Origin of the sequence: Clostridium cibarium, assembly GCF_014836335.1 — a bacterium.
Taxonomy (GTDB): domain Bacteria; phylum Bacillota; class Clostridia; order Clostridiales; family Clostridiaceae; genus Clostridium; species Clostridium cibarium.
This window is the reverse complement of sequence record NZ_JACSRA010000038.1, coordinates 14,399-27,696: the sequence shown is the minus strand read 5'-3', so window position 1 is coordinate 27,696 and position 13,298 is coordinate 14,399. Positions and strand designations below refer to the sequence as shown.

Annotated in this window: 12 protein-coding genes; 8 read left to right on the top strand and 4 right to left on the bottom strand. The window is 27.5% G+C overall.

Features of this window, described 5'->3' with window-relative positions; all coding sequences use genetic code 11:
* Positions 1-586 precede the first annotated feature (586 nt).
* Complete coding sequence (locus H9661_RS17715) at positions 587-1,348, bottom strand: expansin EXLX1 family cellulose-binding protein (RefSeq protein ID WP_143318517.1); 762 nt, start codon at positions 1,346-1,348, stop codon at positions 587-589.
* Between the two features lie 287 nt (positions 1,349-1,635).
* Between H9661_RS17715 and H9661_RS17710 the strand changes: the two genes are divergently transcribed.
* The 5 genes from H9661_RS17710 to H9661_RS17690 all read left to right on the top strand — a co-directional run bounded on the left by H9661_RS17710 (position 1,636) and on the right by H9661_RS17690 (position 5,940).
* Positions 1,636-2,427, top strand: coding sequence for an EFR1 family ferrodoxin (locus H9661_RS17710; RefSeq protein ID WP_143318516.1), 792 nt, complete (start codon positions 1,636-1,638; stop codon positions 2,425-2,427).
* Positions 2,428-3,112: 685 nt separating this feature from the next.
* Entirely contained in the window at positions 3,113-3,691 is a 579-nt protein-coding gene (locus H9661_RS17705; RefSeq protein WP_143318515.1) for an accessory gene regulator B family protein, read from the top strand.
* 33 nt (positions 3,692-3,724) lie between these two features.
* The gene (locus H9661_RS17700; RefSeq protein ID WP_185966908.1) at positions 3,725-3,868 is read left to right on the top strand and encodes a hypothetical protein; all 144 of its coding nucleotides are present in this window, start codon (positions 3,725-3,727) and stop codon (positions 3,866-3,868) included.
* A gap of 99 nt (positions 3,869-3,967) precedes the next feature.
* A complete protein-coding gene (locus H9661_RS17695) occupies positions 3,968-4,696 on the top strand; it encodes a LytR/AlgR family response regulator transcription factor (protein ID WP_185966907.1) in 729 nt (242 codons plus the stop codon).
* On the top strand, positions 4,693-5,940 hold the full coding sequence (locus H9661_RS17690) for a sensor histidine kinase (protein WP_143318513.1): 1,248 nt from the start codon (positions 4,693-4,695) through the stop codon (positions 5,938-5,940). The genes H9661_RS17695 and H9661_RS17690 overlap by 4 nt, the downstream gene beginning before the upstream one ends.
* 145 nt (positions 5,941-6,085) lie before the next feature.
* Here the strand turns inward: H9661_RS17690 and H9661_RS17685 are convergent, their stop codons facing one another.
* Positions 6,086-6,466 carry a VOC family protein gene (locus H9661_RS17685; RefSeq protein WP_143318512.1) on the bottom strand — a complete coding sequence of 127 codons (381 nt, stop codon included), beginning with the start codon at positions 6,464-6,466 and terminating at the stop codon, positions 6,086-6,088.
* A gap of 259 nt (positions 6,467-6,725) precedes the next feature.
* On the opposite strand from H9661_RS17685, the gene H9661_RS17680 reads away from it, so the two are divergent.
* Positions 6,726-8,015 carry a hemolysin family protein gene (locus H9661_RS17680; RefSeq protein ID WP_191770091.1) on the top strand — a complete coding sequence of 430 codons (1,290 nt, stop codon included), beginning with the start codon at positions 6,726-6,728 and terminating at the stop codon, positions 8,013-8,015.
* 122 nt (positions 8,016-8,137) lie between these two features.
* Here H9661_RS17680 and H9661_RS17675 read toward each other — a convergent pair whose 3' ends face one another.
* Positions 8,138-8,857, bottom strand: coding sequence for a polysaccharide deacetylase family protein (locus H9661_RS17675; RefSeq protein ID WP_143318510.1), 720 nt, complete (start codon positions 8,855-8,857; stop codon positions 8,138-8,140).
* A 149-nt stretch (positions 8,858-9,006) separates the two neighbouring features.
* Positions 9,007-9,771, bottom strand: coding sequence for a CsxC family protein (locus tag H9661_RS17670; RefSeq protein WP_143318509.1), 765 nt, complete (start codon positions 9,769-9,771; stop codon positions 9,007-9,009).
* A 319-nt stretch (positions 9,772-10,090) separates the two neighbouring features.
* On the opposite strand from H9661_RS17670, the gene H9661_RS17665 reads away from it, so the two are divergent.
* The gene (locus H9661_RS17665; RefSeq protein WP_191770089.1) at positions 10,091-11,302 is read left to right on the top strand and encodes an endonuclease; all 1,212 of its coding nucleotides are present in this window, start codon (positions 10,091-10,093) and stop codon (positions 11,300-11,302) included.
* A gap of 159 nt (positions 11,303-11,461) precedes the next feature.
* Positions 11,462-13,189: an indolepyruvate ferredoxin oxidoreductase subunit alpha gene (locus H9661_RS17660; RefSeq protein ID WP_191770087.1), complete on the top strand. Its 1,728-nt coding sequence runs from the start codon at positions 11,462-11,464 to the stop codon at positions 13,187-13,189.
* Positions 13,190-13,298: the final 109 nt, after the last annotated feature.

Below are 13,298 nucleotides of genomic sequence, written 5' to 3'. Positions count from 1 at the left end.
CTGCATGGGAGACTGTGTGGGAGAGTAAGACGTTGCCAGGTAATTGAGAAAAGGATAGTGAAAACTATCCTTTTTTTATTGGTGTGCCCAGCATGGGTACGCGATAATCGGTGAAAGTACATATTCTTACCTGAGGAGGCCTCATAGATATGCATTAAGTGTGAAAATAGACAAATGGATTAGAAGAAGGCTAAGAGCTTATATATGGGGAAATGGAAGAATATTGGAACTAAGTTAGGAATTAATAAATACAAAGCGTGGAAATATGCAAATATAACAAAAGGCTATTGGAGAATCTCCAACAGCCCGATTTTAAACAAGTCTTTAAATAATAAATACCTAGAATCGCTAGGAGATATTAGTCAACACAAACATATCAAATCATACATTAAATTCTAATGAAACGCCGTATACACAAAACGGGTACATACACTAGTGTGAGAGAACGTTAAATAAAATAATCATTTAGTTTCTAATTGATCAAAATTAAGTTAATATCTAATAGTAAAAATGTGCAATGAGTTAAGAACTGTACAAAATAAGAATTTCATGTGCGATTATGTGAAAAAATTGCGAGGTGAAACTCTTATCTAAAATTAGTAGTTGAATAAACCAAATTATTGGATGAAATTATTGTGTCAGGAAGTTGAACATGTCCAGGAACAATATAAGATTGAGAAGTTCCATATTGAGGTAAAGAATTTATTGTATCTGTAACTGTAACGCCTCTAATATCTGTAATTCTTACTTTAATAGCTTTAGTTCCCATATTAGTACCAACAAAATGGTTCCATGACATTTTTGGCATGTTAATCCAAGTATTATCTTTAAGATATTCCATTTTTATAACAGGATATTTATGATTTCTTACTTGAATTGCAGCCCAATATTGACTGCTACCTTCTTTTATTCTATAAGAAAACATTCCTTTTACAGGGGCTTTTACTACATGCCATTTTATATTGATTTTTCCATCAGGTATATTACCAATTTTAGCAAATGAGGCTGGACAAAGATCCAATGAACCTTTAGCTCCTTCAGGATATAAATCGGTAACGTAAACAATGGTTTTTCCTTTTGTGCCTTGAACTTCTAGATATGCGCCAGCTAATGCTGCATTAACTCCGTTATAGTTATAATCATCAGGATCTAAAGCGGTAATTTCCATATCTGGAGAAATAGGATCTAGAAGAGAAGCACCACCAGAATAGCCTGAACCAGTATATGTGGCATAGCTTGAATGCAAACTATCCCAAGTAGCAAAAGCTTGTACATTAAAGCAAAGTGAAATGTTAATAGCAACTACAAATGATATAAGAATTTTTCTTTTTATATAACTTCTTTTCATAATAACCTCACTTTTAAAATATTTACCTAATTCAATAAATAGGTATTTAATAAAAATATACTAGCAACAGGTAAGTTTATCTATAAAAAATCCTATAATAGTATTTTGAGTTCGTAAATGAATATTTTCTACTTAATACCCTTTTTAAGACTATATTAATACTTTTTATGACATTTTATACCAGTAATTTTAGATGGGTTAACATAGTTTTATTTTTGTTGATAACAATAATGTGATATAATTCTCGTAATGGATTAAGTTTACATATAATAATCAGGGGGGAGAAAATGAAAATTGCAATTTTATATTTTAGTGGGACTGGAAATACAAAATGGATAGTAGATTCCCTGAGTAAAATGTTAAAAGCGGAAAATCAAGAAGTATACTTATATTCTCTAAATAGCATATTTGATATAAGTTCAGTAAAGGTGACTGAAGTTGATATGATAGGGATAGCATACCCAACATACTCATCTAAAGCACCACTATTAGTAAGAGAAATTCTTCAAAGGTTGCCTTCAGCAGAAAAACTTCCTATATTCTATATTACTACAACAGGTCATATAGCAGGAGATGTTAACCTATACACCCACAAAGTAATGAGGAAGAAAGGATACAAAATATTTCTATCAGCCAATTTTATTTTAGGCAATAACTTACATTTATCTTCATTGTGTCAGTCATCTGCAATAGATTTAAATACGGGAAAATCAAGAATTAAGATACTATATAGAAAAATAGGTAACGTATGTGCAAGAATTATAAATTTGGAAGATTATATAGAGGGTAAAAATATTTTTGCAAGAATATATGGGACATCACAAAGATTTATAGGAGAGAAACTCGTTAGAAATCGTTTCAAGGGATTCTATATAAATGATAAATGTAATCGATGTGGTTGGTGTATTAGAAATTGTCCAATGCAAAATATTAAGAATAGAGATGAAAAAATAATTTTTGAGGACAAATGCATATTATGTATGAAATGTTATAATTATTGTCCTAAAAATGCTGTTCAGGCAAGTATTAAAACTGAAAATTTGAAAAAGTATAAAAGATATATAGGGCCAAATCTGTAAGGTGAAATTTAGTAGTTTATATATGATAATTGAGAATTAATGGATAAAAATCTTAATGATCGTTTTATATGTTAACAGACTTTTATAAGGATATAGTTTGGAAATTCTGCAAGAGTTTCATCCAAAATAATTCTCAATTTTCAACAATTAATTATGAATTAGAAAGTTCTGCTACAGCTATTTTAAATAACATTTATACACACTAATACTGTTATCTAAGGTTTCAATAGCAAAACAATGTGGAACGCTTTGATTATTATTTTTAAACAAAAATTGAATATTTGAAATTACTTTTTCAATATAATTTTTGGGATATATATTTACTAATAGTAGATTGTTTAAATCTAGAGTGAAATTATTTATAAATTTTGAATATTCCTTTGGGCAGATTATTATATATTTTTTTTTTTGCTTTGTTAATTCGTGAATACACATATAAATAAAACCTCATAAATTTAATAATAGGTTTATTTTAGCTAACTAATAGCTTTTTTTATCAAGTTGTGTATCAAAGTTTCGATTTAAGGTATAAAAGTTATGTTTAGTAATTAGATAGAATTAGTTTTTATAGAAAGTAGTAATTATATAGATTTATAAGTGAATTTTGTACAAAAGATATTTCTTTTTATTGAAAAAGAGTATATTTATTAAGTAATTAATGGTTAGAATAGTGGAGGAATTATAGTTGGATACTATTATAAGTAAGATAACCAATTTCATAGCAGAAAGTAATGATATATCTGATATATATAAAATCGATAGAATTAGATATGGAGTTGAAATTACTATTAAAGAGTCAGTAAAGTTTATTTTTCTATTTGCAATGGCAATGCTATGGAATAAGTTACCTGAGTTTACCATTGCAACAGTATTGATAGTAGGAATAAGAAGACATATTGGAGGAAGTCATTGTAAGAGTTTTGCTAGTTGTTTTATTAAAACTATCTTAGTTTATGTGGCAATATTTATATTATCATCCAATATAAAAGGGACAAGCTTAACATTACAAGTTTTAGTTAGTATAATCGTGGTGGCTGTTTTATCAAGAGTAAAATATAAAACAAGAATAGTACAAGAAGGAACTAAATCACAAGATTGCAAGGTAAGATTCAAGGTTCTATCTATATATCTAATTATTTTGTTTTCCACTATACTAATCAATAATTATGTATATATTAACGTAGTCTTAATGACAGCACTTTACATAATCTGTGAATATATAAAAAAAGAGATTGAACTAGGTTGTTGTGAGAAAGCTGTTTAGAAAATTAGATAAAAATGAAATGGAGGAATTAGAATGGATATTTTGAAAGCAAAAAAACAATTAACCAATTTGTTAATGGAAGCATCATTAAAGGTGGGAGAAAAAAGTATAGACGAACCATCATTAGTATGGTGGGAAGAATGCAAATTGCCACTAGATTTAAGAGAAAAGAAGTAATAAAAAGGCATTCCTATTTACTGGAATGCCTTTTTATTACAAAGATAATATATATATACTGAAATTGGATAATATGTTACAATGTTTTTGGGTGATATAATGAACATTTTGATAATAGAAGATGAGACTATACAAAATGAAAATCTTGCAAAATTAATTGAAAAAAGTTATCCGAGTATAAATGTATTCAGAGCGTATAGCTGCAGGGATACTAGGAAAATACTGAATATAACTGAAGTGGATTTGTTTTTTGTAGATGTCAAATTGCAGGATGGATCTGGAATTGATTTAGTTAAAGAAGTGAGGCAAATGAGTGGGTATGAACTAAAAGGTGTAATATTTATAACAAATCAAGTGTTTCAAATTGTAGATGCATTTAAAAACACACATTGTTATGATTTTTTAGTAAAACCATATGATGTTAAAGATATAAAAAGAGCTATAGATATCTTTAATAAGAATGATTTTCATGATTCCTTTACGGAAAGGGCTTATTCAATAGTGCCAATAGATAAGAATTTGACTTTTAAGGTTTATCATGATGATATTATTTTTGTAGAATATAATTCAAGGCAATGTATAATACATACTACTAAAAATGATATAATATGCAAAAAGTTATCGTTAGGTAAGTTTTATAATCAAATTGCATCTAAAACAATTGTTCAATCTCATAAATCATATATAGTAAATACAAGATACATAGATAAAATAGAAAAAGAGTATACAAAACTTTGGACTATTAAGTTTATAGAAACAGAAAAAATAGCACAAGCTTCAGTTAATTATATCGATAATGTTTTTAAGGCCTTGGAGGTTAATATATGATTAATTCTTTAATTGAAGTAATTGCAGTATTGATGATATATACTATGCTATTTGAAGAAATAAATTTAAAAAATTGTAGCTCTAAATTAATAATGGCAGTTATTTGTATCATTCCACATTATTATTTAAGAAGTTTGGATGTATATTTGATTAATTTAATTATATCTATAATTATTATATTCATATTGTTTAAATTATTATATAAGATAGATACATATCAAGTAATAGTTAGACTTTTTGTTTCATTCTTTTTTTTATTGATAGGTGAAGCGATGGTAGGTGTGTTACTTCCGTTATTATCCAGTTATGAAAGGAGTTATTCATTACCGTTTTTACTAATCTGTATATTATCTATCATAACAATGCTTACAAAAGTTTTTATTAGGAAATATGCACTAGATATTGAAGAAAAAATTGTAGAAAATATAAAAATGTATCTTTTGCATATTTTAAATTTTTCATTAATATTATTTCTTTTTCAATATTTGAATGATAGGTTGAATTTAGAAGGAATAGAACTAGGAATTATTTTTGTAATAGCGTTAGGAATGATATTGGTAAATATGAAATTAATAAATAATACAACTGAGGAGATAAAGAAAAGGAATATTCAAAGTATAGAAAATCAATATAATCCTATTTTAGAACAGTATTTTGAAAGTTTGAAGGCTAAAGAACATGAATATAAAAATCATTTGAATATTATATATACAATGCTGGAAGTTTCCGATGGGGAAAATACTAAAGATTTAATAAAAGATTATATAAAATGTACAAATAGCAATGATTATTTAACTAGATTAATGTACTTAGATAATAATATTTTAAAAGCACTAATATATAGTAAGATATGTGAGACAGAAGATAAAGAAATTAAATTTAAATATGAAATAAATACAAACTTAAAAAATTTGAATATAGATAATTCAGAACTTGTAATTATTCTTAGTAATTTATTAAATAATGCAATTGAAGCAGCTGAAGAAAGTGAAAGAAAAATTGTAAGTCTAACGATTTTAAAAGAAAATAAAAATGATAAAGATACATATAAGTTTATTGTAGAAAATACAGTTAAAAACTCAACTAATATAGATGTATCAAACATTTTTATTAAGGGATATTCAACAAAGTCTAAAGATAGAGGGTTTGGGCTATATAATGTGCAAAAAATTATCAAAAAGGTGAATGGGAGCGTATTCATAGAAGTTAATGGGGATATAATAACATTTGGAATAAACATATAATTTTCAAAAGGTGTCTATAAATTGTTTTGAAATCAATTTAAGACACTTTTTATAGATATTTACTAGTCATAAATATGATCTACATTCCCATATGCTAAGATAGTATAATATATTATAAAAATCTATTACACTATCTTTTTAATATTCATTTATCTTCACGAAGTAAATATTCATTGCCATCTTGATCTTTAAAAGAAAACATTTTTCCATAAGGCATAGTCATGATATCTTCAACTTCAATATTCTTTGATTTCATTTTCTTATAAGCATTTTCAATATCAGTTGTACTTAACAATACATTTGGATGTGAAATATTAGCATCTGGTTTTTGAGATTTCATCATATTTTTATCATAAAGAATGAAAGTAGTAAATTCGCTTTCGCTTGGCCCGACCTCCAACCATTTCATTGTAGGGCCCATAGGTTGTTCTAATTTAACTATAAATTCTAATTTTTCAGTCCAAAATTTTTTTGCTTCATCTTGATTATTTACATATAAAGTTATTTTTCCTATCTTATCAATCATTTTAGCACCTCCATATGATTTCTAGTTGTAGTTTTTTGCAATTAGAAAGTAAATATGCATGTTACTTTAGGCTGAAGTTAAATTTGAATAGGTATATTAAATTATATTGCATTTTTGACACTTAAATAAGAAATAACATTAAAGACTAATCTATTTAAATATATTAATATGAATAAATATGATATAATGATAATTATTATTTATGTTAGAATTAAAAAACAAAAGATATAGGAAGATTTGGGAGGGAATTTATTAACATATGGTTAATTTGATAAATATTATTATTGTGTTTTTACTTGTTTTTATGAATGGTTTTTTTGTAGCTACGGAATTTGCCATGGTAAAGGTGAGGAAATCTAGGATAGAAACATTAGTACTTGAAGGAGAAAGAAATGCGAAACATACCTTGAATGTGGTAAAAGATTTAAATTCATATCTTTCTGCATGTCAGTTAGGGATTACCTTAGCATCTTTAGGACTCGGATGGATAGGAGAACCTGCTATAGCAAATTTATTGGAACCATTGTTTAAAATAATTAATTTACCTGAAAGTGTTGTGCATTCAATTTCATTTTTATTAGGATTTGCACTAATTACGGGATTTCATATTGTACTTGGAGAATTAGCACCTAAATCATTAGCTATTATAAGTTCGGAAAAAATAGCACTTTATACAGCTTTACCACTTATAATGTTTTATAAGATAACTTTTCCAATAATGTGGGCTTTTAACCATAGCACTAATTTAGTTTTGAGAATATTTGGAGTTTCTCAAGTTGATGAACATGAGGAGGCTCATACAGATGAAGAAATAAAAATTTTAGTTGAAGAAAGTTATAAGCATGGGTTAATTGATCAAACTGAATTAACATTTGTAGATAATATATTTGATTTTTCAGAAACAACGGTAAAGGATATAATGATACCAAGGACTGATATGGCATGTGTATATTTAGAAGATGATTTTGAAGATATTACAAAATATGCCTTAGATGAGCAATTAACTAGATATCCTGTATGTAAGGAAAGTAAAGACAATGTTATTGGATTTGTACACATTAAAGATTTATATAAAATGAAAATTGAAGGAAATAATGATAATATAGAGGACATTATTCGTGAAATTAAATTTGTTCCAGAATCTATGTCAATAAGTGAACTTTTAAAGATATTTAAAAGAGAAAAATTGCAAATGGCTATAGTTATTGATGAATATGGAGGCACTTTTGGACTAGTAACTATAGAGGATATTTTAGAAGAAATAGTTGGTGAAATTCAAGACGAATTTGATGATGATGGAGATGACATTATTAAAACTGAAGATGGTAGTTATATTGTAGATGGAAAGTTAATTCTTGAAGATATAAATGAATTATTAGAAATATCTATTGAGGAAGAAAATATAGATACTATTGGAGGGTGGATTTATTCACAACTAAAGGATTATCCAGAAGTTAATGACAAAGTAACTTTTGGGGAGTATGCTTTTATAGTGCTTGATTGTGATAGTAAGAGAATAACAAAAGTATTAATTAAAAAAATTGTATAAATGAAATTTCATTAAAACTCTTACCATAAAAGGTAAGGGTTTTAATATTTTTCATAATAGTAAGAATAAAACTAAGAGAGGTTAGGCTTTTAAATACAACCTCTCAAAAATAGTATTTTTAATTAAATGTAAAGCCAACTTCTTGGTTTAATAAATTCAGGTTTAATAAATTCAACACCTTGGTCTAAAACATAATTTATTATGTCATAGAAATAATTTTGTAAGGATTTTTCGCATTTTTCATGGTCGTGAATTAAAACAATATTATAGACATCTGGAGCAAGAAGTGGTGCTCCTTCTTTGGGATTCATTTCATTAATCTCTTTAATAATATCTTCAAAAGTAAATCCATTATTGTATTCCAATTTATATTCAAAAAAGTCAAAGGTCCAATATAAATCAATGTCTTTATTTAGTCCAGATTCATAATACCATGGAAATGTGATTTTATTATCATTAAATTTATTGAACCCACTATTTTTTAGATACTTTTGTAAAGCATCTTTATTTTTACCACCTTTATCTCCATATGGGAAACGAAATATTCTATATCTTCTTTGAATTCCAGCTTCTTTGTATAATAAATTAAGTTGCTCTTCTTGAAGTTCAATTTCTGAAATACATTCATCTAAATCGAGTTCAGAAAAATGTGGATGTGTAAAACTATGGTTGCCTACAATACAATTTTTTTGTATTGCATATATAGCTTCTTTTCTGTTTTTTATAGTTTGTATACCTGTAAAAAACATAATAGATTGTATGTTTTTTTTTATTAAAAAATCTGTAATTGATTTTGTGTTTTTAGTTGGACCATCATCTATAGTCAAATAAGCTTTACTCATTTTAACCTCCTAAATGGGAAATATGCAATTGCTAATTAGAGTATATTCATCTATTAATATAATTAGAAGATTTATTGCAAAAAGAAAGAGGAGCCTTAAAGTGATTATTAAAATCATCATTGAAGAGCATCCTCTTACAGCAAACAATATTATTTCCTGTGTGATAATTCAGAAATAAGGAAATTCCATTCATTATCTAATGCAGAAGGTGTTTTTTTAGTTCTTTCTTTAGCATCTGGTAAACAAACTTGTTGTTTTTGAAGTAATTTCATGCAAAGATAAACTACTGATTTATCAGTGAATTCTTGGAATTCTTTTTCATTAGGGAATCCATGAATTGGATAACCTTTACCATCTATATCTGCATCGAAAACAGCTGACCATTCAAGTTCACAATAAACAGGTTCATTGAAAATCTCTATATTTGATCTATCTGCTTCTCTCATATCTTTTCCCATTCTCTTTTCGTCGAAGTATCTAGCTACCATAGGAGGTACATTTGGTTTAACTTTTGGAAGATGTTCACCGAAATTTACTTTAGTATAAGCTTTAAATGGAATATGAACAGTAGTATCTTTGATAGATCCACCTATTCCAGTTTTTGTTGTACAAGTTTTGGTAGCATACTCTATATTTTTTCTAATATATCCTTCTATAAAAACTTTGTCTGTAGGAGCGATATATCTACATTGAGTTAAAAATATTTGTTTTTCTATTCTTTTTATTTCATAAGAAGGTTCATTAAGTCTAATTATAGATTCAGAGTCTATTTGAATTACAAATTCAGCAAGAACTCTAGGAATTTTATATTCTCCACCATATAATGGGTAATTTTCAGCAGGTGTAAGTGTATCTGCACTTACAACACTAGCATTACATTTTGTAGTATCACAAAAAAGTTGTTCGTTATCCATTTTTTTATCTCCTGTTTATAAAAATTTAGGTTCTAAATATTATTTAATATCCTTATATATACTATTCTTGAAAAAAGCAAAAGGGCACATATATATATATAATTTCAACATATTTTTTGTATATGTTAGTGCAACTTACAGGAAAGTATTAACTTTTTAAATATTAAATGGTATAATGTGAAATATTGGTGCCTAGATATAACTATTTAAGATGAGCTTCATATATAACAAGTAGGCACAGTATTAAGATTATTAAACGACAAATTCATAAGAAAAGGAGGATATATTAAGTAATAATATAAATTTAGGGGGAGTAAATTTGAGTTTAAAGAAGATTAAAGATAAAAGGTATATAATTTCATTTGTGCTTATTTTAGCCTTGTTTACTTTTTGTTATATACCTAAGACGGCATATTCCATAATAGAAGCAGATTTAGGTAAGGCTACATATTCAGTAACAGATGCTATACAAAATCAAAATAATACTTTGGAAATAGTTAAAGGATATGTTGTTGGTGAGCCATCGTCAACAAACCAAGTTCTAAATAGTGGATTTATTGGTGATACAGCTATTGCTATTGCTGATAGTAAATCAGAGTCTAGTACTTCAAAAATGATTTACGTTCAAATTCCAAGCAAATATAGAAGCTCTTTTGGTTTAAAGACAAATCCTACCTTGAAAGGTACTGAGATAAAAGTTACAGGTTATTTAAATTCATATTTTAATCATGCTGGAATAAAGAATATTACAGGTATAGCAAAAGAAAACTCTTCAGATGACAATAATGGAGGAAGCAGTGATAATGGTAATGGTTTTGGAACAGGAGGAGTTTTAAGTCCTTATGATACTACTTATTACTTTTCAGCTATAGGAAAGACTGGATTAGATTTAAAATCAGCACTTCATAGAATAATTTCAAACAATAAAAAATTATCATATGATGCTGTTTGGGATGGAATAAAAGATACCGATGAGGATCCTAACAATCCTAATAATGTGATACTACTTTATACAGGTCGTTCGCAAGGTAAAAATACAAATGGATCAGGTGTTGATAATTGGAACAGAGAACATGTGTGGGCAAAGTCTCACGGTAATTTTGGAACCAGAGTAGGAGCTGGCACAGATTTACATCATTTAAGAGCAGCTGACGTATCTGTAAATAGCACAAGAGGAAATTTGGATTTTGATGAGGGTGGAACTCCTGATAGAGAAGCTACTGAATGCAAACATGATAGTGATTCATGGGAACCAAGAGATAGTGTAAAAGGTGATATAGCTAGAATGTTATTTTATATGGCTGTAAGATATGAGGGGGGCAATGGAGAACCGGATCTAGAATTAGTTAATCAGGTTAATAATGGGACTGCGCCAAACTTTGGGAAATTAAGCACTTTACTTAAATGGAATGCAGAAGATCCTGTAGATGTAAGTGAGATGAGAAGAAATGATATAATATACAACAAGTATCAACATAATAGAAATCCTTTTATTGATCACCCAGAATGGGCAAATAAAATTTGGAATTAACACTAATTCTAATAAATATATAAGTTTTTATAAAGATGAGTATCTTAAAATGTTTTTTAAGATACTTATTTTTATACATTATTTTGAAATAATTATATGTTATGGTAATATGAGTGTGCGCAATAATTTTACTATAAACAGAAAGTAGGAATGAAATATATGAAGAAATTTTTAGTTGGAAATGAAGCTATAGCTAGGGGAGCGTATGAAGCAGGGGTAAGAGTAGCTACTGCACATCCAGGATCACCTACTACAGAAATAGTTCAATGTTTATCAGAATATGAAGAAATCAATGCGGAGTGGTCTATTAATGAAAAAGTTGCATTAGAAATTGCATTAGGAGCATCTATAGGAGGTGCAAGAGCATTGTGTTCTATGAAGCAGGTGGGGTTAAATGTAGCTGCTGATCCATTATTTAATTCTTCTTATACTGGAGTTAATGGAGGATTAGTGATTGTAGTAGGTGATGATCCGGGAATATTTGGTTCTCAAAATGAACAAGATTCCAGATTATATGGAAAGGCAGCTAAAATCCCAATTTTAGAACCAGCTAATGGACAAGAATGTAAAAGTTATACGAAGTTAGCTTTTGAAATTAGCGAAAAATATGATACACCAGTAATGATTAGAATTACTACTAGAGTTGCTAATTGTTATGAATTAGTAGAAATAGAGGATAGAGTAGAGCAGAAAATTAAGGAATACAAAAAAGATATTAATAAGTATGTTTTATTTCCTCCAATTTCCCGAAGAAAACATGAATTTGTAGAAAAAAGAAAATTGTTACTTGAAAAATGTTCTAATGATTTGTCTATTAATAGAATAATTAAAAAAGACAGTAGTTTTGGAATAATAAGTAGTGGAATATCTATTAAATATTCAATTGAGGCTTTTCCAGAGGCATCTATTTTAGAGATAGGAATGTCATTTCCATTGCCGAAGGATAAAATAAGAGAATTTTGTGAATTTTGTGAGAAAATCTATGTGGTTGAGGAACTTGAACCATTTTTAGAAGACGAGATAAAGAATCTTGGAGTAAAAGTTATTGGTAAAGATTTATTTTCTATAACTGGAGAATTGTCGGCAGAAATAATTAAAAGCAAAATTATAGGATTAGAAGAGACTCCTAAAAATAAAGAGGAGGATTTAGCCAATAATCAACAAACCATTTGTGTAGGATGTTCTTATAGAGCTGTTTCATATGTACTAAAAAAATTAGATCTTATCGTCTTTGGGGATACTGGATGTAATACATTAACATCATTTGAACCTTTCGGTTCTATGGATACTTGTATATGCATGGGAGCAAGTATAGGAATGATACAAGGAATTCAGAAAGTAAGGAATGAAACGATAGAAGGAAAAGCTGTAGCAGTTATAGGAGATTCAAGCTTTTTTCATTCAGGATTAACATCATTAATTAACTTAATCCATAATAAAGGATTTGCTACTGTAATTATATTAGATAATTCTATAACTGCTATGTCTGGACAGCAAGATAATCCTGGAAATGAATTTACTATAAAAGGAGAATTTACTTGCAAAGTGGATATAGAAAAGCTTGTAAGAGCAATAAACATTGAAAATGTATACGTAATTGATCCTATTAAAGTAGAAGAATTTGAAAAAATCCTTAAGAATGAACTTGGAGAAAAAAGACCAAGTGTAATTATATGTAAGAGCAAATGTTTAAAAAAATATAAATCTAATGAAAAGAGAGAGTTTGTTGTGAATTCAGTAAAATGCAAAAGATGTAGTAAGTGTTTTGAAATTCATTGCCAAGCTATAGAAATAACAAATGATTATATACAAATCAATAAAGACTTATGTGTAGGATGTGGTTTGTGTAAAAATGTATGTAAATTCAATGCTATTGAAATATTATAAAAAAAGTAAAATGGAATAATGAAATTTCACTGGTTAATATTTTTAAATATATTTCTAAGAATATTACGAAAATAACTTTTATGAAAACGCAATCATATATTTATTAAAT